Here is a 24,228-nt window from a genome sequence, read left to right on the forward strand (position 1 = left end):
ACGCCGTCGTCGCGATTATTTGCTGGTGATTTAATGTTCTCTTAACCTTTCGCAAGAATACTTGTCTCAGTGTCATTGGGCACATTGAATAATCTTTGAGGCGAGACATGTTTTCATTACCTACTACCACCAGCGAAATCGCGACTTCTGTTTTATGCCTGGCTATTGTCGTGAGTTTTTTCACCAGTATTTTTCATAAAACAGCAAGGTAGTCTCCTCCCCGGCGTGATAACTTCCCTGCGCGGCGAGCAAAAGAAAGTGGCTGTCAATCGACGGCCGCTCTTTTTGCACCATTTATAATACAAATATTTACCTTACCGTCACTATTCCCTATAATTGAGAATGAGCGTTCACATTTCTTATCTCAAGCCATTCCTCTTTCTACTACGCGGTTAATTTGAGACAAGAAGATTACACAACTTGTCAGGTGCCTCTATGCATCCCGCTAACCAAACAAAAGACCAACGCGTTTGTGCCCGCCGGGACCAGATCGTCGCCGCTTCACGACTTTGTTTTCGCAAGCACGGATTCCACGGCGCAGGCATGGCAGAAATTGCCAAGATGTCGCAGCTTAGCGTGGGCCAAATCTACCGTTATTTCGTAAACAAAGACGCCATCATTGAAGAGATCGTGCGACGTATCGTGTTCAAGAAGATTCAGATCATGACCGGCGGCGCGCACAACCTCAAACAGATGGCCAGTAATCTGGCGTTTCGCGTTATCGGTGCGCAAAACGTCGATCACAGCCAGTTTGACTGTCCCGAACTCAGCCCCGAACAGAATGAAATCGACCATGCCCTAATGCTGGAAGTGACCGCCGAGGCGACGCGAAATCCGGTAGTCGAGAAAATTCTGCGTGATGCCGAATCAAAACTGTTCAACGAAGCCAAGGCGATGATGATCCCCTATTATCCCGACATGCCCGAATCCGAGCTGACGGCGCGTCTGGAACTTATGGCTGTACTGTGTGAAGGCACGGCTTTTCGCCGTCTGACGCATAACCACGCCGATCCGGAAATACTTAAAGCGGTTTATAACGAAGTGTTTAACCGCGTTTTCAACGATTACCTTCCTCCCAACACAGCGGAAAATTAATGAGCGACCATTTAGTAAAGAAGCGCCTGGGCTATGCCCTGGTTTTAGGTTCACTGGCAGCACTTGGACCTCTCTGTACGGATCTTTATCTTCCAGCCCTGCCGACTCTGGCACATGAACTAGATACCAATACCGCCACCAGCCAGCTGAGTCTGACCGCAGGGCTGCTCGGGCTGGGCGCAGGTCAGCTGCTGTTCGGCCCGCTCAGTGACCGCTTCGGCAGAATGCGTCCTCTGCTGCTTTCCCTGATTCTCCTGCTGGCCGCCTCTGTCTGGTGTGCGCTGGCAACCTCCATCGATCAGCTTATCGTCGCGCGTCTGTTGCAGGGTATCGCCGGTGCGGGCGGTGCCGTTCTGTCTCGTGCCGTCGCGCGTGACCTTTACAGCGGCCATGACCTGACCAAGTTCTTTGCGCTGCTTATGCTGGTCAACGGGCTGGCGCCGATAGTCGCCCCTGTACTTGGCGGAGGTCTGCTGACCTTCCTGAGCTGGCGGGGCATCTTTGGCGCGTTGGCGACCATTTCCGTCATGCTGTTTATCTTTGCTTCGGCCAAGCTGCACGAAACGCTTCCCGCCGAGCGACGTTCAACGGGCGGTGCCGTCGCGATGCTCAAATCCCTGGGGATGCTGCTGCGCGAGCGCCAGTTCATGGGCCTTTGTCTGACGCAGGGCTTTATCATGGCCGGCATGTTCGCCTATATCGGTGCCTCGCCGTTTGTCTTGCAGCAGATTTATAACCTGAGTCCGGTGACCTTCAGCCTGTGCTTCGCCATCAATGGCATGGGTCTGGTGTTCGCCGCGCAGGTGTCGACGCGCCTCGCCGTCTTGTGGGGAGAATTGATGATGGTGAAAATCGGCCTGAGCATTGCCGCCGTTGCGTCGGTGATTCTGGTGATTGCGGGCGCCATGCACGCGCCGCTAGTGGCGTTGCTGGTGCCGCTGTTCTTCTCGATTATCAATATCGGGATTATCGGGCCGAACGCCGGATCGCTTGCGATGCAGAGTCAGGGACGTAACGCGGGTAGCGCATCGGCCCTGCTTGGCGTGTTCATGTTTGCGCTGGGCGCGACGGCCGTGCCATTGACCGGTATCGGCGGCACCTCTGCGCTGTCGATGGGCTTGACCATCTGTGGCTGCTTCTTCATTGCCATCATGATGTTTGTCTTCCTCGCCCGCCCCACCTTCGCCAGCAAGCGCTAAGCCTTACACGCACGACATTCAGGCAAAAAAACCCGCATCGGCGGGTTTTTCATAAATCGGCTAAAGTTAGATAGCGACAACGTTAGCAGCCGACGGGCCTTTGGCACCACTGGTGATTTCGAACTCTACACGCTGACCTTCAGCGAGGGTTTTAAAACCTTGGCTCGCGATCGCAGAGAAGTGAACGAAAACATCTTTGCTGCCATCTTCAGGGGTAATGAAACCAAAACCTTTCGATTCATTGAACCACTTAACGCTACCTTTAATCTTAGACATCTACTTACCTTAACATGATTGTAAGACACAAAATGTGTGTCACTGACAGTACAGCAATAGATTCAGTATTTGTCCAGATATCAGGTTACAGAAAGCGATAAAGCTCTCACTCTGCGCCCGTCTTAAAACATAAATAGCGTTTAATGTGCCTTTTTCAGCAGCCGAAACTTCTTAAAACGGGGAACCTGATCCTTAGAAGAAGGAATCGTCGTCGTCGTTATTGTCGCCGCCAAAGAAGCTGTCATCCGGATCGTTCAGGAAGCCGGAATAGGTGTTGTCCTGACTGTTGTCGTTGCCTGCATTGCTGTCGCTGGCATTGTTGTACACCGGATTATCCCAGGCGTTGTCGCCGCTCAGTAACGGATCGGTCGACGGATTAAAGTTCTCGGTCACATTGTTGTCTTCAACGATGTTGACGATTTCCTGTGGCTGGCTGTGGTGGAACATGCCGGTCAGCATATCGGCCAGCATCACACCGCCCGCCACGCCCGCGGCCGTTTTCAGCGCACCGCCGATAAAACCGGAGCCAATCGGCGCAGAGGCCGGCGCCTGCTGGTAGTTGGGCTGCTGCTGATAGTTGGGCTGCTGCTGATAGTTGGGCTGCTGGGGCGCATTGTTGTTCCAGCCGTTGTTCTGGGTACCCGGAATAGGGCCGCTGCCGGAAGAAGACGGGGTATTCTGTGGCTGACTGCTGCTGCCACCGCCGAAAAGACCGGCCAAAAAGCCCGTGCTCTGCGGTTTGCTGTTTTGCGCCTGGCTCTGCAACTGGGCGGTTCTGCTGTTGCAGTTCCTGAACCTGCACATTCAGACGCTTGAGTGCCGCTTCCTGAATAATCATCGCCTGCGACATATAGTAAGGCGCGGAAGGCTGCTTGCTCACGTATGACTGGATGAGGCGCTCGGCTTCGGCGTCGCGCGGTGCAGTATTGGATTCGGCCTGTTGCAGACGGCTGAAAAGCCCTTCAATCAAACGCTGTTCTTCGGAATGCATGAAATCACCTTCTCACTGTTTGTTCTGGCATGCGAAAGCATGACCATGTTGACACTCACACTAATACAAATAGTTTCATCTATGAATTAACTGAGTGTCAACAAATGTGATCGGCGTAAAGAACTGTACGCTTACTTCTTCGGCTGCCAGCCAAACACGAAGGAGGTATCCGGCAAGTCTGTGAATTGCTTGATTATCTGGTGATAGGTTTGCGCAGGATCCAGCGAGGCAAACTGCTGCGGATAAATAAATTTCGCCAGATATTCCATGCCGACAATGTTGTAGGGGTGGTTATAGAACTGGTGATAAACGCCGTAAACGCGCCCTTCTTTTACCGCCGGAACCTGTGCAACGCCGGTACGCGTGCTGAGGATTTCCGCCTGCTTGTCTACGGCGGCCTGCGACGCACCATAGCCGAACGGCATCATCGCCGTCTGACCTTTCCCGGTATGAATCGAACCGGTAAAGATGTAGACGTCAGGCTTCATGCTGATCACTTTTTCAAGCGAAACCTCGCCCGAAGCGCCCGGCAGCAGTTCGGAACCGATATTTTTAGCGCCGACCGCCTGCACCAGTTTGCCCCAGCCCATATCGCCGTGCGTGAAGCAGCAAGAGTCGGAACGGCCTGCCAGCGGTTCAATAAAGACGTTGGGACGATTTTTGATAGCGGAAACTGCGTCCTGAATTTGCTCATAATGCGCGGTATAGAAGCTGCTGAAAGCCTGCGCATTTTTCTCCTGATTCAGGACCTTGCCGAGTAAATCAATGCTCGCTGCCGTGTCTTTGGCAGGATCAAGATTGTAATCGATAAACAGGATGGGAATATGTAGTGCGTTGAGTTTGTCGATGACGCCGCTCTGCTGGAGAGAGGGTTTGGCACGCAGCTGGGCAATCATCAGGTCTGGTTTTTGGAAATCACTGTTTCCAAATCTACCTGTCCCTTGTCGCTAAAGCCCATATCGAGGATGCTGGCCGAGGCAGGCCATTTGCCCTTCAGCATATCCCAGGTGCCGGAATCGGTGGTTTTCAGCAGGTTATTCCAGGCAACGACGCGCTTGAAAGGATCGCTTTTGTCCAGCATTGCAAGCGCAAGAATATCGCGGCCATCCTGAACGATAACGCGCTCGGGTTCATGGTCGAGCGTGATTTTCTGACCGGAAATATCGGTCACGGACAGCGGATAGGTGGTGGCGAAAGCAGTAAATGAGCTCGCCATCAGGCCAGCAACGGCCAGCACGCGCAGTTTATTGTTCAAAATTTTATCCAGACCCTGATGTAAAAATGGAAATGATTCTGATAACCATTATCAATGAGAGCCAAATAATAAACAGGTAAGCAAAAGGCGGGCAACGGTTTTACCGCAAGTCGGGTTATTTAAGTATGTCTAAATATGAATTTATTGTCATGAAACCGTAGGGCCGGGCGCCTGTAAAGGCCTTGAGCCAAGCCATGCGACCTGACTCAAGGCGGAGTATTGCCTATTTTTCGACAAGGTAATTCCACAGGAATTCTGAAACCAGCGCGCGTTTGAAGGCACCCTGCGCCTTGTCCGCCGCCGCACTGTGGCCCCCTTCGGTGTTCTCGTAGAAATAGACGTTTTCGATGCCCAACTGCTGCATTTTTGCCGCCATTTTACGCGCGTGTCCCGGCCCGACCCTGTCGTCGCTGGTCGCGGTGGTGAACAGCACCGGCGGATAGATTTTCAATGCATCAAGATTATGATAAGGCGAGAATTTTTGAATATATTCCCACTCTTGCGGCTTCTGCGGGTCCCCGTATTCGGCAATCCACGACGCACCGGCCGAGATTTGCGTGTAGCGCTGCATGTCCAGCAGCGGCACTTCGCACACTATGGCCCCAAACAGTTCGGGATAGAGGGTCAGCATATTGCCGACCAGCAGACCGCCGTTGCTGCCGCCCTGCGCCGCAAGATGCGCCGGTGAAGTAATATTGCGGGCAATCAGATCCTTGGCGACCGACGAGAAATCTTCATAGGCGCGCAGGCGGTGCTCTTTCAATGCCGCCTGATGCCAGCGCGGACCGTATTCCCCGCCCCCGCGAATGTTGGCAATCACCATCACGCCGCCGCGCTCCAGCCACGACGGCCCGGCCACGCCGAGATAATAGGGATCCAGCGAAATCTGGAACCCGCCGTAGCCGTAAAGCAGGGTCGGATTGCTGCCGTCCAGCTCGATATCCTTACCCGAAATCACAAAATAAGGCACACGCGTTCCGTCATCCGAGGTGACAAAATGCTGGGCAACCTGATAGTGCGAGGCATCGAAATGGCTGGGTGCCTGCTTGATGATTTCCGAGTGCGTGACGTCATCGTCCAGCACGCCGTAATACAGCGAGGTCGGTTGCAGGAAACCGGTCACGGTCATAAAGAATTCGTTGGTCTCTTCGTCGATGCCCGACGCGCTGATTTTACTTAGCTCGGGCGCGTCGCCCAGCCCGCGACGGCGCCAGTTTCCGGCCTGCGGTTTCAACACTTCCAGACGGTTGACCACGTCATCCATAATGCTGAGGATCAGGTAGTCGCGGGTCATCGAGTAGTTCGAAAGCGTGGTCGTCGCCTGCGGCTCGAACAGCGTCGTAAACTGGCGTTCACCGGCCATAAACGCGTTGAAATCAGCCGCCAGCAGCGTACCCGAAGGATAACTTTCGCCCGCCACGTTCCACTCGCTCGAGAGGAAAATCAGCAGCCACTGTTTCCAGGTCCCGAAACGGGCATCCTGCGGGATTTCGACCGGTATCCGTCCCTGCTGCGCATCCAGGAGATAAACTTCGCGGCGATAGAAATCAATCGTGCGGCCCACAAAGCTGCGTTCAAAGCCCGGCGAATCGTCATGCACCATAATCACCGACATGTCGGTTTTTTCGGCGGTAAACTGCGTTTCGGCGCTTTCGAGCGGCGTGCCGCGCTGCCAGATTTTGGCAATTCGCGGATACCCCGAGGTCGTCATCGACTCCGGCCCCAGATCGGGGGCGACCAGCACGCGATCGCGGTCTATCCAGGTCATGCGGCTTTTCGCCGACGGCAGGTTAAAACCGTCTTCGATAAAACGGAGCGTAGTGAGATCGAATTCGCGAATGGCCGAAGCATCGCCGCCGTCTGGCGAGAGATGCAGCAGGCCGCGCGCATAATCCGGAGCCAGGGACTGAATGCCGTGATAAACCCAGTCCACGCCCTCTTTTTCGCCGAGCGCATCGATGTCGAGTACGGTTTCCCATTCGGGCGAGTCGCTACGATAAGATTCAAAACGCGTGCGGCGCAGCAGCCCACGCGGGTTTTTCTCATCCTGCCAGAAGTTGTAGAAATATTCGCGGCACTTCACCACCATCGGAATCTGCGTTGGGGAATTCAGACACTCGAGCACGTCGTCACGTATCGCCTCGAAACGTTCGCTATCGGCAAATTCACGGCGCGTTTGCAGGCTTTGCTGATTGGCCCAATCGACGGCAACTTCGCCCTTTATCTCTTCCAGCCAGATAAAGTTATCTTCTGTGGCCTGAGGGGTGCTTTCACTAGACATAAACGTGCTCCTGCGTGTTTGGGCGGCATCCGAAATGCCGCAAGAAACGGTCGGTTATTGCAACAGAATTCCCTGAATCAGGTTTGCTTTTACGAGGGTAACCTCGGGAATACCCAATGCCTGCATAAAACCTTCGACCAAAAGTAGATTCGTGACGTCGGTGGCGCGGTAATCGCCCTTGAGCTGCGCGTCGCCCAGATTCACTTTCGTTGCGGCTACGCGCTGTAAATCGGCAACGCTGTACCGGTTATTCCGGGGTTGCAGCTGATCTTTAATGGAATAGCCATGCACGCCGCCAATGCCGATTACCCGCTTATTTTTTGCCGCCTGCAAGATGGCCGGATTAACATGAGTCCGGGCGTAGAATCTTACCAACCGGAGAATTTCGTCTGCCCTCGTGCCGATGGGATTGGGCGAATTGACCTGCTTGAGATCGTTATTCATCAGCACTTCGATCACTAAATCTTTCAGGCTGACGGACGCGAGCTTACCTTGATAAATTTCAGCGGTCTTTACGCCCTTCTCGAGACTATAGGTGGTCATCTGCATCGATCCGCCGCCAATATCCCACACCAGCAAATCCGTATCTTTTATTGCCGGATCCTTCAACGCCGCGCGGGCCGAAATAAAACCCAGTTCCGCTTCCTGCGCCTGCGAAATAATACGCAGCGAGATTCCGGCCTGCCGGTTGAATTGGCGAATCACGTCCTGACCGTTGGCCGCCGTTCTAAATACGGCGGTCGCCACCCCGGTGATGCGGGTCGGATGATAGCGGCGCGCCTCGGCAACCAGCGCCTTGAGCGTGTCGATGCCCTGCCTTTGAATGGCCGGACTCAGCCGATTATCGGCAGATTCGGCTAAATCTTCGTTGAAACCTATGGGTTTTTCCTGCGAGAACAGCACTTTGCCCAACGTTTTATGGCAAACATCCACCTCGCTGACGAGTAACTTGGTAGTCCCCGACCCCATGTCGATACCGGCACGCACTTCCTGACAATTTTTGGCCCATACCTGCGACGCAGACAATAAACACAGCATCGCAACGGCAAATTTCAGCGTTTTATTCATTTATACCCTGCCCCGAAAGAAAGAATGCATTACCCCGAAGCGTTAGAAATACTGGCAAATGCGTTTCACTACAAGATGAAAAATGCATAAGCCCTTGAAGAGGTGATGAATTAACTCAGCATACCGGCCCCGACGTTAATGGATAACCCCAAAACCGCCAGATTGAACACAAATGACAGGACGGCCTGGAGCAGCGTCAAACGTCGCACGGCGGTATTGCCCGTGCCGACATCGGCGGTTTGTGCCGCCACGGCAATCGTGAAAGAGAAATAGGCAAAGTCCCAGTATTCCGGCAGCGGAATTTTATCCGGAAACAGCAGCACCTTTTTCTCGCCGTCGGCGTTGAGATAGTGCGTGTGGGCATAATGCAGGGTGAAGGCGGTAGGCAGCAGAAACCAGGATACCACCAGCGTCGAGGCGGTAATGGCGATATGCACCGCCTTGGCAGAACCGTTCAGATGCTTGACCGTACCCAATTCGAACAGAATGGTCATCATGCTGACCAGACAGGTGATGCAAACCAGCGCCAGCACCGTCGCGGCGCTTTCATCCTGCGCCCGCGCGATTCGGGCAATGTCTTTGGCCGGTGTGCGCACCATCATCCACCATAAAAACAGCAGATAGATCCACGCCAGCACGTTCCAGCTTATCAACAGTCTTTGCAGCAGGGATTGATTCGCGGGCAGCAGAAAGAAACTGACCACCCCCAGCAAAAATGCCGCCAGCAGTCGGGGGCGTGTCTGATAATAATGTTTAAACGGGTGTAACAGGTTCATTAGTCGCCCACTTTTGCTAGACCAGAGTCATTAACTGTAGACGGCAAACGCCTTGTTGAATAAAGAAAAAGTTGTCATAAAACGTGAACTGCGCACGGCCTGTTTTAAGACCTCCGGGTCAATATTCTTTAGTCGGCCAAAAGCGCACTTTTTTCAGGCCTGGAACGCTGCGCGACCGGCGGTCCACTCTGCGCGATACCGGCCATTTCCTCTTCACCATATTGCAGAATACTCATGATTTCATCCTGCTGATCCCACTGGTTTTCCAGCCATTGCGTGTAATCCGCAATGTCTTCCCTCTCGTGTTCTCCCGGCTCGAACAGGGGAACATCGGGCAATGAGAAAGCTAAATCCAGACTGACCTCCTCGGCCATTTGCGCCAGCAGCCTTTCCACATCTTCATCGTTCACCGGTTCACTCGGCAGCGCCACGTCGGCAGTCTGTTCGAGGCGGTCGAAATAGACATTCAGCTTATCAATGACCTGATTAAATACCGTAAATGACGGCGCGGAGGATTCATGGCTATTTTCGCCGACCGGGGCGGCAGCCATCGTCTCATGTTGTGGGGCATCAAAAGGTTGCTGTCGAGTGGCGACGATCCTCTGCGGCAGAGAGGTTGAGGCCTGAGTCATGTCCTGCATATCCTGCACAGCGGCATCAATCATGGCCCCTGCAGCGACCGCCATAATGTTCGGCGAGGCGTGGCGCATTCTTTCGTTGAAATCGTCGCGTCCGGCGCGGGAAAGCTGCCATTGCTGCTCTTTTTCGGCGTCCCGCTCACGCCCCTTTTCAACACTGCGCGCCATCGCACGATGCGCATTCTGCGCCGCCAACGTGGCCGCCACCGCCGTCGACATGGCCATCGCCTGCTGGCGTTGCTGTGCCGATTTTACGGCCTCTTTTTCGAGAAGCTGGCGGCCTCGAGCGCGAAAGCTTTCCGTGTTTGCCTGCCATCTGGAAAAGCTTTCCTTATCCTGCTGCTGGATTTTTTGCAGCAAGGTTCGAGTTAGCGCCGTCGGGCTTTCCTGCGACACCGCGCGAGTTGGGCACAGCGTTGCCAGACGTTTTCTCTCTTCAGGCGGCAGCGAAGGAGCCTGACGTTTTTTCGACAGCATCTTGCCCAGTAACGACGGCGGCTTGCTTAATCCTCCGTCGTCCAGATTGATCAACGAGGCGGCAAAAAACTTTTTCGCACCGATTAACTCGTTGTTGATCTGGAGGTTTTTTAAAATTTTCCGCGCCTGATGCGAGGTCACGGTCGTAATACGCTGCGACGCGATTTTGACCCGCGCATAAAAATCATTATTCACCGCATATTCTTCACTGCGCGGACTGTCGGCGACGTATTTCTTGCCGAGCGCCGCTTTAATTTTGCCCCTCAAGGCCAGATCCCGACTTAGGATATTGAGTAGCCGCGTGATTTTCACGCCCGCAGGCCGATGCATCAACAGCGGAAGCGTATTGACGAAGCGTAATCCTACCTCACGGTCTGACGGAAATAATGCCCCATAAACGTCATGCGTCAGGCTGCTGTCCTGCGCCAGCGCCTGGAGCAGCGCCTCGGCCGTTTCGTGCATCATCAGGGTTCCCATTCTTTCAGCCTGACCGCCCAGCACGGCAATGACGGCAAACGCCATCGCCTGTTCCCTGTTGATCCAGTCAATCAGGTCGTGGGGGCTGACTCGTCTTACGCGCTGTAATTCACTCAGCAATGCAGGCAGTTTTTCCGGTTGAGCCGACCAGATTTTCTCCCGTGGCTGAGTGCGCAGTGCCGCATCATCCAGCGAAAGCGAACTGACGGAACTGGAAAGCGACGTCAGATCTTCGGCCGACTTGTCTTCACGGGATGGCGGGACAGGGGAAGATGTGCGGCCCGGACCAGCATCAGGCTCGGCTGGCACGTCGGGATGGCGCACAGGCCGCGTATATTCCGTGCTGCGAAAAATACCGACTCGGGCGTTGCACAGTCGGGAACACTCGCTAAAACTTAGGTCGTAATCCCTTCTCAACCTTTTGCCCCACTCTTTGACCGACTCCGTCTGACGCCGTTTCGCCCGCGGATCTTGACGCAATTGAATGACATTTTCGGTTTCCCGCTGAAATTCGGGATAGCTGAGCAGTGTCGCTCGGGCTGCCTGTGACACGCAGACATGGTCATCATTCGGAAAATCGGGGAAAAGTGTTTTTAATCGGCGGCCATACATCAGCGCCGTTTCGCCCTGCTCGGCCGGCACCTGACGCATCAGCGTCGTGCCCGGCGTTTCCCCTCTGAATTCGACAATATGTGCCAGCGAACGAGTGGTAATACCCGCGGCCTCGGCAATTTGTTCCCTGCAAAGCCAATGCCCCGCCGCCGCATGAATTCTGCGGGCATAGGCCGTGCCCGACTCCAACGGGATTCGCGGAATCTGCGTTTTGACGGCGCTGATTTGCTGCTCCCAGCTTTCAGCCTGCGGTAAAGAGATTGCGCGTTCGACGTCGGTTCTGGCGATGAGGGCCTGACTGGATGAGTTAAGCACCGCCAGATTGTTGGCAACGGTAGACAATGCTCCCGTTAATCGCCGATTCAGATAGCTTTCGCCGTTGACAGAGGCGGGCACGGCGAAAGCCGCGAGGTTATTGGTGGAAATGGATTGATTATTCATTCATCACTCTTATTCGATGCGCGGATTATCGACATCGTCAGATGTTGCTAAAGAGCAGCCACAGTACCGAGGTGATTAATATAAAACTCTTACTTTTCAACCAATTTAAATTCATCAAAGTTATAAAAAAGGGCCACTGATTGCTCAGTAGCCCTTTCGTTCACTGTCGACAGCCTGCGCCGTCTTTCAGTGGTTTATTTTTTTGCATCGTCCGGCAGCGCGTAGGCGATGATGTGGTCGCCAAGCTTGGTGCCGAATGAACCATGACCGCCCGCAGCAATAACCACGTACTGCTTGCCGTTCACTTCATAGGTCATTGGCGTTGCCTGACCGCCCGCTGGCAGACGTGCCTGCCACAGTTGATCACCGTTGCTCATGTTGAATGCACGGATGTAGTTGTCCGCCGTGGCCGCGATAAAGAAGACGTTACCTGCGGTTGAGGTCGGTGCGCCCAGCATCGGCATACCCATTTTGAACGGTAATGGCACAGGTGAGCTGTCACGAACGGTACCGATACGTTTTTTCCATACGATATCATTGGTTTTCAGATCAACACCCGAGATGTAACCCCATGAAGGTTGCTTGCACGGGAAGCCCAGTGGAGACAGGAACGCGTTCAGTTCAACGCCGTATGGCACGCCATACTGAGGCTGGATACCGGATTCGGTACCGCTGCCGCCTGCATCACCGGCCGGTGGCTGCATTGGGTTGCCCGGACCACGTGGAACCAGTTTAGAGGTAAATGGCAGCGCGATCGGGTTGGCGATAGCCACCTGACGATCGGTATCTACCGAAATACCGCCCCACTCGAACATCCCCAGGTTACCCGGGAACACCAGAGTACCCTGCTCTGAAGGCGGGGTGAACGTGCCTTCATAACGCAGACGGTGGAACATCACACGACACATCAGCTGGTCGTAGATGGTGGCGCCCCACATATCCGCACCGGTCAGCTTGGCTGAAGGACGGAAAGTCAGTTCAGAGAATGGCTGAGTCGGAGACGTGTGGTCGCCTTTGGCCGCGCCCTGTGGTACAGGTTTTTCAGGAGCCGGAACAACCAGTTTGCCGTCACGACGATCCAGAACAAAGATGTTACCGGTTTTGGTCGGAACATAGATAACAGGAACCTTGTTGCCGTTCTTGTCATTGATGTCCGCAAGCGTAGGCTGAGCCGGTACGTCCATGTCCCACAGGTCATGGTGTACGGTCTGATAGTTCCACACCAGCTTACCGGTGCTTGCATTCAGCGCCAGCAGGCTGCTTGCATAACGCTCTGATTCTGGTGTGCGGTTGCCGCCCCAGATATCCGGCGTCTGCACGCCCATTGGCAGATAAACGATGTCCAGATTCGCATCGTAGGCCGCAGGTGCCCATGAGTTTGGCGAGTTAGGCGTATAGTTTTCGCCCGGACCCGGGATCTTGTTCGGATCTTTCGCGCCGGAATCGAATGCCCACAGCAGTTTACCAGTGTTGACGTCGAAACCACGGATAACGCCGGAAGGCTCGGTGGTTGAGTAGTTATCGGTAATCGCGCCTGCCATGATGATCACACTCTTGGTGATAATCGGTGGCGAGGTTGGCTCATAGTGACCGGCAACCGGGTAAGGCATGTTGCTTTGCAGGTTCAGCTCGCCGTTGTTGCCAAATTCAGGGCAACGTGCGCCTGTTTCGGCATCCAGCGCAAACATGCGACCGTCGTTCACCGGCAGAATAACGCGACGTGAACAGATAGCCGGTGCCGCGCCGTTGGCAGCGGTGTTTTCGGCAGCAGCTGGTGTTTCATAGTAGGAAACGCCACGGCAGGTCACGTGCTGGAAGGTCGGGTTCTGTTTCAGCTGCGGATCGAAGACCCACTTCTGCTTACCGGTTGCGGCATCCAGCGCGAACAGTTTCTGGTGTGGAGTACACAGATAAAGCGTGTCGCGGATTTTAATCGGCGTCACTTCATCGGTGATTTCACCCGGATCGTTGGCCGTTTTCACGTCGCCAGTCTGGAAGGACCAGGCTTCTTTCAGCTCGCCGACGTTTTTGTCATTGATCTGCTTCAGAGGCGAGTAACGGGTACCGCCCTGAGTACGGCCATATGCAGGCCAGTCGCCGTCGGCAACGCCCGGCGTAGACTGTACCGGCGCGTTATCCGCAGCAGGGATAGTCCCGTTGATTTCCTGGGGATCGTTGAATACCGAGTAGGCCAGCACCGCCACGGTGAACAGCAGAGACACAGCCAGCGCACCGCGTGCGAAGGCGTTCTTGACGCTCATGTGGTTGTAAACGATAGGCAGGACAATCCACAGACCCAGGAAGAAGGTCACATCAAGACGCGGTGTCAGCGCCCAGAAGTCGGATCCTACTTCCCAGAGGCCCCAGATAGTGGTTGCCAGCAGGTAGACGGCGTACAACAGCAAAGCCGATGCGCGACGACGATAAAGTAAAAATGCGGTCACCAGCAGAACAACACCGGCGATGATGTAATAGAGGGAGCCCCCTATTGCCGCCAGCCATATTCCGCCGACCAATAAATATATTCCGCTCAACGCGGCGAACAAAGCGGTAATTATTACGACGATGCGCGATAACGAAGCTTTAGTTGTCATATTATTAACCTTACAAGATTTTCATTGTCTTCGATCTCGCCTTCTAAAGGAGATCTTAAAAACATTCGGCGTAACTCGGAATGTCCTTCCTCGGGCAAGCCAACCCCCTCGGTAACGGCATTACCTGAATGGTAACCACCGGTATCGCGGGTCGACGTACTCTCGGTTCTTGAAGGCCTCTTCCTGTTCCCTGGCGGAAGCCTGTGTCTTTTTTCGGCAATTATTCGAAAGTATAGGTAAGCGTAGCGCCGCCGCCCCAATTTCTTCCCGGTGCCGGTTCGAAGTAGCGACCGTTGCTTTCATTTACGATAACGGAGCCGACATAGTGGCGATCAAACAGGTTATCGACGCGGGTAAACAGGTCGAGTGACCAGTTGCTGCGCCAGTTCAGACGATAACCGGCATTGGCGCTGACAATCGTGTAGGCCGGGGCCTGCGCCGTGTTGTCATCATTGGCCTGAATATCGCTCATGTAGCGGATATCGGTGCCTGCATGGAAGCCTTCGGGCGGCGCCCACCCCAGCGACGCATAGGCCGAATTGCGGGCGATGCCCGGCAGCTTGTTGCCCGCCGGTGTTATGTCGGCTGCACTGCAGCTGCTGGTGCCGCACACGTCGTTGCGGTAGGTTGCATCGAGCAGCGTCCAGGCCATGCGCAGACGCCAGTCGGAGGCGAACTGCTGATCCAGCGACAGCTCAAGACCGCGACGACGGGTTTTCCCGGCGTTGACATAGCTGGTGCGTCCGCCGCTGCTGGTCGCTACCGCCAGATCGTTGTCGGTATCGGTCTGGAAAACGGCCGCCGTCAGCAAGCCGTAACCGATACGGGTCTTGCTGCCGAATTCGACGGTATTGCTGGTCGAAGGCTTGAGATTGATGTTCAGACCCGACGAACCGTCAGGACGGTAAGACAGCTGATTGATGGTCGGCGTCTCGAACCCGCGTCCGGCAGACACATAGAGGTTCCATGCCGGAGTCAGCGCATAGCTCAGCGAGCCCATCGGCAGCGCCTTGTGATAACGGGTGCTGCCGCTGTCATCGCCATTGCCGGGCGCGATGTAATAATCTGTCGAATCAAAGCTGACGGTGCTGTAGCGCACGCCTGCATCCAGCGTCCAGCGCGGCGTCAGTTTCCAGCTGGTTTGCAGATACGGGTCAAGATTCCACATCTTGTTCTTTTCATTGCGACGCTGTTCGCCTTTCACGCCGTATTCGGTGTAATCCGCCATGACATTGTAATTTTCGAAGCCCTGACGACGTTCGGTCATGGTTTCATAGTCCAGACCGCCAATCACGGTGAACGGCACGCTGCCGACCTGATCGTGGTGAGTCCAGCGGGTATCGATGCCCTGATAACGGCGTTCGAGCACAATCACGCCGCCGGAATGGGCCGGATTAAGCTGCGGCGCCATCGGGATGGACTGATACTGAGTCGTGTGGCGCTCACCCTTGTAGGTCATGATGGAGAGCTGATCGTTATCCGTCATCTCGCGCTGATAGCGCAGTCCGACCTGAGTCTGATCGATGGATTTATTGGTGTTGTACTGATCGGCACGCGGAGACTGCGTCGGGTTGGCCTTCCATTCGGACTCGGTCAATCCGCCCGGATCCCCTGCATCGACCGACACGCTGTTGAACATCAGCGTCAGGGTGCTGCGATCGTCAAGGCGTACGCCCAGCTTGCCGTTGCCCAGATTTTTACGCGCCGAACTGTGGTCGCGGAAACCCTGGGTGGTGAAGCGGGAGCCGGAGATTTCATAATTCACGTCGCCCGCATGCGTGCCGTCACCGGTCGCGCCCGTGGCTTTTACACTGTTGCGAAACGAGCCGTAACTGCCGAAATAGGTGCCGGCCGTCAAGGTGGCGGGCTGGGAACCGCTCTGCGTTTCAACATTGACGACGCCGCCAGACGCATTGCCGTAAAGCGCCGAGAACGGTCCACGCAAGACTTCAACTTTATCTACAGAGCTGAGATCGATGTTCGAGGTCTGGCCCTGCCCGTCTGGCATGGTGGCCGGAATGCCATCGACATAAATTCGCACACCGCTCACGCCGTAGGTCGAACTGCTGCCGAAACCGCGCACGGAGAGTTGGAGATCCTGGGAATAGTTCTGACGATTCTGCACCTGCAGGCCCGGAACGGCGGTCAGACTTTCCGAAAGGTTCACCTGCGGCTTGCTGTCGCGCATGTCGTCACCGTTGACAACGCTGACGGCGGCGGGGGTATCCAGTTCGGAAAGACCGTTGTCCTGCTGTTTGATAATCAGCAGGGTATTGTCCTGGGAGGCATCGGTCCTGGTCTTTTTATCCGTTGCCGACGCGGGATCGGCAGGCGCAGAGGTTTGCGCAAAACTGGCTGAAACCGGCTGAAACAGCGACAGCAGCACCAATGTTGAAATTGAAGTTTTGTTATTCACGGAAGATTTTCGATTTGTAAAGTTAAGCCTGCTTATGCTTCTCTGCAATCGCCTTGACGAGAGAGAAAACATAATCCCCAGGTACCGTGTTTCGCAGCGGCATAATATAAATTTAATCTGTCGCAGAGTATATACGCAACTTTACAGAATCGCTGGATTTTAAAAAATATAGCACGCAGGGTTAACGGTGCTGATTTTAAAGGTTATCCAGAAGTAGAAAATATGTATATCCGAAAGAGTGTAACCGATTACACTTATCATGCGTGAAAGATAATATCCAAACTAAATAGCACTGAAACGAAACCCACATTTATTATTCACCTGAAATGAATTTCATAAACCTATTAAAAACATAACGTTAAAATAAGGCAACCGGTTGCCGCCGCCCTTGAAAAATAATGAACCATAGGGTTCATTAATAGTTTTGCGGCATTTTATGATTTTTAACCGAGGTTTTGTCATTACTCACGCACGGGTTATTACCCGTGAAAAACCGCCTAATGATGTAACCGCTCACTCTCTGCGATGCCGGATTATTAGACGTAATTTCACTTAGTGGGTCTTTACAAAAGCCGACAATGCCGCCATTTTTATCCTTCGGCGAGGGGATTTTGAAAGAATATTGTCTCGCGATTTTTGGCGAATATTTTTGTCAATTTTCAATTCGCCGGAAGATATAAAATCAGGTTGATAGGAAATAACTATTCATTATTTAATTTAGATAAGCCAAACCGATTAATTGTGACGTAGATCACACTTCTGGATACGACATTACCTCTTTTTAAGATGGTCAATAAACAACCTGACCTTCTCGGGCACATAGCGCGTATTCGGATAAAGCGCGTAAACGCCCTGCCTGGGAAACTGATGATCTGCCAGCAGCACCACCAGATTGTGCCGCGTGATTTCCTCCTTCACCAACCATTCCGGCAGCAAAGCCACGCCTGCGCCGCATAATGCGAAAGAGAGCAGCGCTGCCGCATTGTCGGCCATGATCGATGCCGAAGACTCGACATTAAACAGACAACTCTGCTGCTGCGGCGTATTGACCACCCAACTCAGCGGCGTTGACAGCCGGCTATGCGCCAGCCATTTGGCCTGCGCCAGATGTTCAAGAGTCTGGATCCCGTCTGGCCAATGTCGCGCAAGATACCCCGGCGAGGCGACCGGTAAGATGGAGAAGCTTTCGATTAACGTGGCGTGATGGCTGGAGTCCGCCAATTGGCCAAGACGGATAGCCACGTCAACGCGATCGGCGATTAAATCATTATGATGCGACGACGAAACGTGCTGAATACGCAATTGCGGATGCAGAGCGGCAAAGCTCGCCAACGCAGGCACGACGACGCGCGCGCCATATTCGGGCGTTGTGGTCAGTCGCAGCACGCCATTGACGCCCTGATGATCGCCTCTGACCTCGTCCAGCATGCGCTCGGCATCCTGCAATAACAGCAGGCAACGTTGATAAAACCCCTCGCCCGCTCCGGTCAGCGAGACGCGGCGAGTGGTGCGATGCAACAGCGCGACGCCCAGTTCGGCCTCAAGCTGTTTAATATTGAAACTGACCACTGCCTTGGTCAGACCCATCGTCGCCGCGGCCGCCGTGAAACTGCCCGCCGCGGCCACATTTACAAAGATCTCCAGTCGCTGAAAATTCAGCATCGCCGCTCTCCATTGTCAAAATCTATTTGACAGTGTAACCGCAGGCCGCACGTTTATCCTCCTCTTCAGGTTCAGTAAACTCGACGGCCATTCAGGGAGAAAGCCATGAGTTATCGAGTTCGCGTTGCCACTGTTTATCTGCTGGGTTTTTTATCGATTTGATCACGATGTTTATCTGTAACGTAGCCTATCCGGCGATTGCGCGGCGCTTCGATGCCCCCGTCGACCAGCTGGCGTGGATAAGCAATGGTTACATTATCGGGCTGACGCTTGTGATTCCGGCGAGCAGCGTGCTGGCGCAACGACTTGGAGCCAAAAGACTTTTTCTGCTCTCGTTACTGCTGTTTATTTCTGCGACGGCGGGTGCCGGTTTGGCGAATAGCCTGCCTGCGTTGATTGTCTGGCGCGTATTGCAGGGATTGGGCGGCGGATTGTTGATTCCTGTGGGCCAGACGCTGGCCTATTCTTTATATCCGCCGCATCAGCGCGCGCGGCTGTCGGCCATTGTCATGCTCGTGGGACTGCTGGCCCCGGCGTTGTCTCCGACGCTAGGCGGCATCATTGCGGATAGCCTTGGCTGGCGCTGGGTGTTTTTCGCCTCGCTACCTTTGGCAGTCGTCACCTTGATACTGGCGGCAGTCTGGCTGCGCGGCGAAACATCACCGGCGATTCGCAAGACTTTCGATTACCCTGGATTGCTGCTCTCCAGCGCGGGATTGCTTGCGCTGCTGCTTGGGCTAACCCGATTGGCAAATAATGACCAACGGCTTTCGGGCGCCCTGCTCCTGTTTTTCGGGCTTGGGCTTATTGTCTGTTACGTCAGATTTTCTCTGCGCACTCCCCACCCGCTGCTTAACCTGAATTTACTCTCTCAACCGCTGTTTCGAACCGCCATGCTGATTTATCAGTGGGTGCCCGGTGTTTTCACCGGCGTCAGTCTGTTGGCGATGCTCTTTTTACAAAATCAGCTCGGCATGACGGCCACGCAGGTAGGCGAGTTGATGCTGCCGTGGGCGATGGGCGCATTTATTGCCATCAGCTTCTCGGGAAAAATGTTTAATCGGCTGGGTCCGCGCCCGCTGTTTATCGCAGGTTGCCTGATAAATGGCATCGGAATGGCCAGTCTGGCGCTGGTGTCGAGTGGCGATGAGGGGGCGTTGCTGATAGCAGGCTTTGCGATTATGGGTTTTGGCAGCAGTTTATGTAGCAGCACCGCGCAAAGTGCGGCATTTCTCGACTTTACGCCAACCCAGCTTGCCGATGCCAGCGCGCTGTGGAACATCAACCGCCAGCTGAGTTTTTGTCTGGGCGTCACAATGATGAGCGTGATCTTCAGCATGTTCATCACCTTCACCGCCAACGTGCCGATTCAGGCATTTCATGCCAGTTTTCTCGTCGCGGCCTTCAGCGCAGGTGTGCCCGTTGCGCTTTGCCTGCGTCTTCCCAATCGCGCCATTGTGGCAAAAATACATCAACAGAGGACCTGAAATGACCCACGCCTATTTTAATGAAATCGATATCGCTCACCAACTAATTGAACGCTGGCTGGGGGACGACTCGGCCCCTCCCGAAGTCTGCGATCAGCTCATTGCGCGCTTTCATCCACACTACAGCATGATAGGTGTCGCTGGTCATGCACTGGATCATGCCGGGTTATGCCGATTTTTTCGGGCCAATGGCGGCGCAAAGCGTGGGTTGCAGATTGAGGTATTCGACATGCAACTGATACAGGAGTGGCCAAACGGCGCCATCGTACTTTATAAGGAGAGACAAAAATTGGACGGCAATGTCACACTGCGTTTTTCAACGGTGCTTCTTGAGCGAACGGGGAATGGCGAAATTTTGTGGCGGCATTTGCACGAGACCAGCACTCAACTCTAGCGCCGGTCTCATCAACATCACGATTACTTGAGGGCGTGAACCATGCACACGGCTTTAGCCGCTTCTGCGCCCTTCTTGATAAAGTGCTGCAGGTAGAAATCGTTGAACTCTTTTTCCGGCTGGAAGTTGTGCGGCGTTAGAGAAACGGAGAATACCGGCACTTCAGTGGTCAACTGAACCTGCATTAATCCGCTTACCACGGCCTGCGCGACGAAGTCGTGACGATAGATACCGCCATCAACCACCAATGCGGCACAGACTACGGCATCGACATCGCCACGTTTTGCCAGGCGCTGAGCCAGCAAGGGCATTTCGAACGCGCCCGGCACGTCGAAAACTTCCAGCGTGTATTCCTGATTGGTGTCTGCCATGTGCTGCTTGAAGCCTACCAGGGTCTGATTCACGATATCGGAATGCCAGTTGGCCTTGATAAAGGCAATGTTCAGAGGGGTGCTCATAAAAACTCCGTTAAAAGGTTCAAAAATTTATTACTGTTAACAAAGATAACCGAACTGCTTACAGATCACCACATCACTGGGTGCGGTTGCAGCAGAAGTTTGTCGGTTTGAGCATGGAATATTCGGAGACGAAATCGGGTGTTAAAGCATCAAGGGCACAAGTGAGATGCAGAAAGAGAGGTCAGGAAGGTGAGGCGAAGAGGTAAATTATTGAATCTAAATGGTACGCCCTACAGGGCTCGAACCTGTGACCTACGGCTTAGAAGGCCGTTGCTCTATCCAACTGAGCTAAGGGCGCATTGAACTGCGAATTGGCAGTACAGCGGATTCGGATTATACGGGCCATCTACCCCGAGTCAATGGCTTTCGCGCTTACTGCTTAATGCCTGAGCAGATTTGCCGATCTTTCTGTGAAAAAACCGATGTACGGCAAGGTATTTAGAGAAATTTCAATATGAAAGCGAGCTAAGTGAGCCTTATGACTTTTGCTGGTTGAAACGGAATAACCAAAAATCTCATACCGGCAATTTTTTACCGTTAACCCCTGTCAACTGACTAGTTTATCGAGGTATTTTGGAGTTTAGTTATTAAAATAGCGGCTATCTGACGATTTTCTATTCAGCTTATTATGATTCTGAGCCTGACAGCAGGCGCGGCTTCTGACAAAATAGGCGCATCCCCCGTACTTATTAATTGATGGATTTTTCCCCAGATGGTAGCAAAGATTATTGACGGTAAAACGATTGCGCAGCAGGTCAGAAGCGAAGTCGCTGAAAAAGTTAAGCAACGCCTTGCGCAGGGTAAACGCGCACCCGGACTGGCCGTTGTACTGGTCGGTGACAATCCGGCCTCGGAGATTTATGTCGCCAGCAAACGCAAAGCCTGTGATGAGGTCGGTTTCCTTTCCCGTTCATACGATTTGCCTGCTACCACGACGGAAGCCGAACTGCTGGCGCTGATTGATCAACTTAATAACGACGACGCAATCGATGGCATTCTGGTGCAGCTGCCGCTCCCGGCCGGTATCGACAACGTTAAAGTGCTGGAAAATATCCATCCCGACAAAGACGTGGACGGCTTCCATCCGTACAACGTTGGCCGTCTGTGTCAGCGCGCGCCGAAACTGCGCCCCTGCACGCCACGCGGCATCATTACTCTGCTCGAACGTTACAATATCGACACCTTCGGACTGAATGCCGTCGTTATTGGTGCGTCCAATATCGTGGGTCGTCCGATGAGCATGGAGTTGTTGCTGGCGGGTTGCACGACTACCGTCACGCACCGTTTTACCAAAAATCTGCGTCACCACGTCGAAAATGCCGATTTAGTGGTCGTTGCCGTGGGTAAACCCGGCTTTATTCCGGGAGAATGGATCAAACCGGGCGCTATCGTGATTGATGTCGGTATTAACCGTCTGGAAAGTGGTAAAGTAGTCGGCGATGTTGAATTTGAAACCGCTTCAGAGCGCGCTTCATTTATCACCCCGGTTCCAGGTGGCGTAGGTCCGATGACCGTTGCTACACTTATTCAAAATACCTTGCAGGCATGCGAGGAATATCACGACGTGAATTCTCACTAAGACAGGATGGCATGGAAACTTTTTATCTCGAATCTCACCCGCACGTAGAACTCTGCGACCTGCTCAAATTTATGGGCTGGTGCGAGAGTGGCGCTGCAGCAAAAGCGGTGATTGCCGAAGGTCTGGTCAAAGTTAACGGTCAGGTTGAAACCCGCAAGCGCTGCAAGATTGTCGCTGACCAGCAAATCGAATTTGCCAGCAGCAAGATGGTCGTCAAAGCTTCCGAGTAATCAGACGCACCTGACAGGCTCAATAAAAAACGGCGGTTAAGCAATTAACCGCCGTTTTTTTATGGCTCGAAGAGATTAAAAATAAACCTGTAGCCTCAAGCTAAGGCTAGGCGACGACTAAGCAAATTCCCGGGAGCTTAGACTACCAAGCGACTGGGGTGAGCGAAGGAAGTCAACGCCGCTGTAGCGCAAAAGATACGGTTTATTTGCGACGCCAGGTAGTACCAGCCGCCCCATCTTCCAGCACAATGCCCATTTCGTTGAGACGGTCACGGGCTTTGTCGGCCATTGCCCAGTCTTTGCTTGCGCGCGCATCGTTACGCTGCTTGATGAGCGCTTCGATTTCCGCGACTTCGCCATCATCTGACTGTGCGCCTGATTGCAGGAACTGCTCCGGCTCCTGAGTCAGCAGGCCCAACACACCCGCCAGACGACGAAGTTCCGCTGCCAGACCGTTGGCTGCCTCCAGATTTTCACTTTTCAGGCGATTGATGTCGCGCGCCATATCAAACAGCACGGAATAGGCTTCCGGGGTGTTGAAATCGTCATCCATTGCCGCACGGAAACGCGCTTCAAACGCTTCTCCGCCCGCGGGCGCAGCGGTCGCATCAGTACCACGGAGTGCAGTGTACAGGCGCTCCATCGAGGTTCTGGCGAGTTTCAGGTTCTCTTCGCTGTAGTTCAGCTGGCTACGATAATGGCCCGACATCAGGAAGTAACGCACGCTTTCGGCGTCGTAATATTTCAGCACATCACGCACGGTAAAGAAGTTATCCAGTGATTTGGACATTTTCTCGCGGTCGATCATCACCATGCCGGAGTGCATCCAGGTATTGACGTAAGGACCGTCATGGGCGCAGCTCGACTGGGCAATTTCGTTTTCGTGATGCGGGAACATCAGATCTGAACCGCCGCCGTGAATATCGAAATGCGAACCCAGCTGCTTGCAGTTCATTGCGGAACATTCGATATGCCAGCCCGGACGGCCGTTACCCCAGGGTGAGTTCCAGCTTGGCTCGCCCTCTTTGGACATTTTCCACAGCACGAAGTCCATTGGATTTCTTTTTACATCGGCCACTTCAACGCGTGCGCCAGCCTGAAGCTGGTCGAGATCCTGACGCGACAAAATACCGTAATCCGGATCGCTTTCAACAGAGAACATAACGTCACCGTTGATGGCGATGTAGGCATGATCGCGGTCGATCAACTGCTGCACTATCTCGATGATTTCCTGAATGTGGTGCGTCGCACGCGGCTCCAGGTCAGGAGGTAAAATACCCAGCGCGTCGAAATCGGCGTGCATTTCGGCGATCATGCGATCGGTCAGCTCAACAAAGCTTTCGCCGTTTTCGGCAGCACGTTTTATGATTTTGTCATCGATATCGGTGATGTTACGCACATATTTCAGTGAGTAACCCAAATAACGCAGATAGCGGGCAACGACATCAAAGGAAACGAACGTGCGACCATGTCCGATGTGACACAGGTCGTAAACAGTAATCCCACACACGTACATACCGATTTTTCCGGCATGAATTGGTTTAAATTCCTCTTTTTGGCGACTCAGGGTATTAAAAATCTTCAGCATCGAGCTATTCCAATTGTGTTGTGTGAAATTACTTAAACGGCAAAAAGGCGCAAATAATACCGCTTAGAACATTGGGTTTATAATATAACGAAAAACCCGCTACCGAAACGGGATAAGGCCCTCGCAGGGGAGATTGGCCCGTTATATTTGTTATAACATAACAGCTAAGCGTTCAATGTGCTTTCATTCTGTCTTAAAAAGCGGCGACAAAAGCAGAGGCTGACGGCTACTTTT

At 53.6% G+C, this 24,228-nt stretch carries 17 protein-coding genes, 1 tRNA gene and 2 pseudogenes; 6 read left to right on the forward strand and 14 right to left on the reverse strand.

The features are described from left to right. The first annotated feature begins 435 nt into the window (after window positions 1-435). Together O1V66_RS12510 and O1V66_RS12515 are read left to right on the forward strand one after the other, a co-directional pair. Complete coding sequence (locus O1V66_RS12510) at window positions 436-1,095, forward strand: TetR/AcrR family transcriptional regulator (protein WP_045046136.1); 660 nt, start codon at window positions 436-438, stop codon at window positions 1,093-1,095. Further along, the gene (locus O1V66_RS12515) at window positions 1,095-2,294 is read left to right on the forward strand and encodes a multidrug effflux MFS transporter (protein WP_045046135.1); all 1,200 of its coding nucleotides are present in this window, start codon (window positions 1,095-1,097) and stop codon (window positions 2,292-2,294) included. The genes O1V66_RS12510 and O1V66_RS12515 overlap by 1 nt, the downstream gene beginning before the upstream one ends. Before the next feature lie 66 nt (window positions 2,295-2,360). Here the strand turns inward: O1V66_RS12515 and cspE are convergent, their stop codons facing one another. From cspE to O1V66_RS12565, 11 genes and pseudogenes are all read right to left on the reverse strand, one after another. Next, a complete protein-coding gene (cspE, locus tag O1V66_RS12520; protein ID WP_045046134.1) occupies window positions 2,361-2,570 on the reverse strand; it encodes a transcription antiterminator/RNA stability regulator CspE in 210 nt (69 codons plus the stop codon). 192 nt (window positions 2,571-2,762) lie between these two features. Beyond that, window positions 2,763-3,041 (reverse strand): hypothetical protein, encoded by a 279-nt coding sequence (locus O1V66_RS21905; protein WP_414058386.1) that lies wholly within the window; start codon window positions 3,039-3,041, stop codon window positions 2,763-2,765. Then, window positions 2,974-3,561: a DUF2076 domain-containing protein gene (locus O1V66_RS12525; protein WP_414058387.1), complete on the reverse strand. Its 588-nt coding sequence runs from the start codon at window positions 3,559-3,561 to the stop codon at window positions 2,974-2,976. Before O1V66_RS12525 ends, O1V66_RS21905 begins: the two co-directional genes overlap by 68 nt. A gap of 131 nt (window positions 3,562-3,692) precedes the next feature. After that, window positions 3,693-4,819, reverse strand: a pseudogene (locus O1V66_RS12530) (ABC transporter substrate-binding protein). A gap of 220 nt (window positions 4,820-5,039) precedes the next feature. Further along, on the reverse strand, window positions 5,040-7,133 hold the full coding sequence (locus tag O1V66_RS12535) for a prolyl oligopeptidase family serine peptidase (RefSeq protein WP_269128357.1): 2,094 nt from the start codon (window positions 7,131-7,133) through the stop codon (window positions 5,040-5,042). 18 nt (window positions 7,134-7,151) lie between these two features. Then, complete coding sequence (locus tag O1V66_RS12540; RefSeq protein WP_045046130.1) at window positions 7,152-8,165, reverse strand: Ppx/GppA phosphatase family protein; 1,014 nt, start codon at window positions 8,163-8,165, stop codon at window positions 7,152-7,154. A gap of 110 nt (window positions 8,166-8,275) precedes the next feature. After that, window positions 8,276-8,941 carry a DUF1345 domain-containing protein gene (locus O1V66_RS12545; protein ID WP_045046129.1) on the reverse strand — a complete coding sequence of 222 codons (666 nt, stop codon included), beginning with the start codon at window positions 8,939-8,941 and terminating at the stop codon, window positions 8,276-8,278. Between the two features lie 128 nt (window positions 8,942-9,069). Continuing rightward, a complete protein-coding gene (locus O1V66_RS12550) occupies window positions 9,070-11,586 on the reverse strand; it encodes a hypothetical protein (RefSeq protein WP_045046128.1) in 2,517 nt (838 codons plus the stop codon). Window positions 11,587-11,780: 194 nt separating this feature from the next. Continuing rightward, a complete protein-coding gene (locus O1V66_RS12555) occupies window positions 11,781-14,180 on the reverse strand; it encodes a glucose/quinate/shikimate family membrane-bound PQQ-dependent dehydrogenase (protein ID WP_045046127.1) in 2,400 nt (799 codons plus the stop codon). Between the two features lie 220 nt (window positions 14,181-14,400). Next, the gene (pqqU, locus tag O1V66_RS12560; protein WP_152623556.1) at window positions 14,401-16,596 is read right to left on the reverse strand and encodes a TonB-dependent receptor PqqU; all 2,196 of its coding nucleotides are present in this window, start codon (window positions 16,594-16,596) and stop codon (window positions 14,401-14,403) included. Window positions 16,597-17,367: 771 nt separating this feature from the next. After that, window positions 17,368-18,258, reverse strand: coding sequence for a LysR family transcriptional regulator (locus tag O1V66_RS12565; protein ID WP_045046126.1), 891 nt, complete (start codon window positions 18,256-18,258; stop codon window positions 17,368-17,370). A gap of 105 nt (window positions 18,259-18,363) precedes the next feature. Here O1V66_RS12565 and O1V66_RS12570 point away from each other — a divergent pair. Continuing rightward, a pseudogene (locus tag O1V66_RS12570) lies at window positions 18,364-19,745 on the forward strand (DHA2 family efflux MFS transporter permease subunit). A gap of 1 nt (window position 19,746) precedes the next feature. Continuing rightward, entirely contained in the window at window positions 19,747-20,139 is a 393-nt protein-coding gene (locus O1V66_RS12575) for a hypothetical protein (protein ID WP_045046124.1), read from the forward strand. Window positions 20,140-20,162: 23 nt separating this feature from the next. Here the strand turns inward: O1V66_RS12575 and O1V66_RS12580 are convergent, their stop codons facing one another. After that, window positions 20,163-20,597, reverse strand: a complete 435-nt coding sequence (locus tag O1V66_RS12580; RefSeq protein ID WP_045046123.1) for a 6,7-dimethyl-8-ribityllumazine synthase — start codon at window positions 20,595-20,597, stop codon at window positions 20,163-20,165. Between the two features lie 221 nt (window positions 20,598-20,818). Further along, a tRNA-Arg gene (locus O1V66_RS12585) sits at window positions 20,819-20,895 on the reverse strand. Between the two features lie 414 nt (window positions 20,896-21,309). Between O1V66_RS12585 and folD the strand changes: the two genes are divergently transcribed. Further along, the gene (gene folD, locus O1V66_RS12590; RefSeq protein ID WP_045046122.1) at window positions 21,310-22,176 is read left to right on the forward strand and encodes a bifunctional methylenetetrahydrofolate dehydrogenase/methenyltetrahydrofolate cyclohydrolase FolD; all 867 of its coding nucleotides are present in this window, start codon (window positions 21,310-21,312) and stop codon (window positions 22,174-22,176) included. A gap of 11 nt (window positions 22,177-22,187) precedes the next feature. Continuing rightward, the gene (gene ybcJ / locus O1V66_RS12595; RefSeq protein WP_045046121.1) at window positions 22,188-22,406 is read left to right on the forward strand and encodes a ribosome-associated protein YbcJ; all 219 of its coding nucleotides are present in this window, start codon (window positions 22,188-22,190) and stop codon (window positions 22,404-22,406) included. 202 nt (window positions 22,407-22,608) lie between these two features. Here ybcJ and cysS read toward each other — a convergent pair whose 3' ends face one another. Continuing rightward, the gene (cysS, locus tag O1V66_RS12600) at window positions 22,609-23,994 is read right to left on the reverse strand and encodes a cysteine--tRNA ligase (RefSeq protein WP_045046120.1); all 1,386 of its coding nucleotides are present in this window, start codon (window positions 23,992-23,994) and stop codon (window positions 22,609-22,611) included. Between the last annotated feature and the right edge of the window lie 234 nt (window positions 23,995-24,228).

The sequence above is a fragment of the Rouxiella chamberiensis genome, assembly GCF_026967475.1.
GTDB lineage: Bacteria > Pseudomonadota > Gammaproteobacteria > Enterobacterales > Enterobacteriaceae > Rouxiella > Rouxiella chamberiensis.

Coding starts and splice junctions, on each gene's coding strand:
- folD (WP_045046122.1), top strand. CDS start 21,310: ATGGTAGCAAAGATTATTGACGGTAAAACGATTGCGCAGCAGGTCAGA.
- O1V66_RS12580 (WP_045046123.1), bottom strand. CDS start 20,597: ATGAGCACCCCTCTGAACATTGCCTTTATCAAGGCCAACTGGCATTCC.
- O1V66_RS12550 (WP_045046128.1), bottom strand. CDS start 11,586: ATGAATAATCAATCCATTTCCACCAATAACCTCGCGGCTTTCGCCGTG.
- O1V66_RS12555 (WP_045046127.1), bottom strand. CDS start 14,180: ATGACAACTAAAGCTTCGTTATCGCGCATCGTCGTAATAATTACCGCT.
- O1V66_RS21905 (WP_414058386.1), bottom strand. CDS start 3,041: ATGCTGGCCGATATGCTGACCGGCATGTTCCACCACAGCCAGCCACAG.
- cysS (WP_045046120.1), bottom strand. CDS start 23,994: ATGCTGAAGATTTTTAATACCCTGAGTCGCCAAAAAGAGGAATTTAAA.
- O1V66_RS12515 (WP_045046135.1), top strand. CDS start 1,095: ATGAGCGACCATTTAGTAAAGAAGCGCCTGGGCTATGCCCTGGTTTTA.
- O1V66_RS12575 (WP_045046124.1), top strand. CDS start 19,747: ATGACCCACGCCTATTTTAATGAAATCGATATCGCTCACCAACTAATT.
- O1V66_RS12540 (WP_045046130.1), bottom strand. CDS start 8,165: ATGAATAAAACGCTGAAATTTGCCGTTGCGATGCTGTGTTTATTGTCT.
- cspE (WP_045046134.1), bottom strand. CDS start 2,570: ATGTCTAAGATTAAAGGTAGCGTTAAGTGGTTCAATGAATCGAAAGGT.
- O1V66_RS12545 (WP_045046129.1), bottom strand. CDS start 8,941: ATGAACCTGTTACACCCGTTTAAACATTATTATCAGACACGCCCCCGA.
- O1V66_RS12525 (WP_414058387.1), bottom strand. CDS start 3,561: ATGCATTCCGAAGAACAGCGTTTGATTGAAGGGCTTTTCAGCCGTCTG.
- O1V66_RS12565 (WP_045046126.1), bottom strand. CDS start 18,258: ATGCTGAATTTTCAGCGACTGGAGATCTTTGTAAATGTGGCCGCGGCG.
- ybcJ (WP_045046121.1), top strand. CDS start 22,188: ATGGAAACTTTTTATCTCGAATCTCACCCGCACGTAGAACTCTGCGAC.
- O1V66_RS12510 (WP_045046136.1), top strand. CDS start 436: ATGCATCCCGCTAACCAAACAAAAGACCAACGCGTTTGTGCCCGCCGG.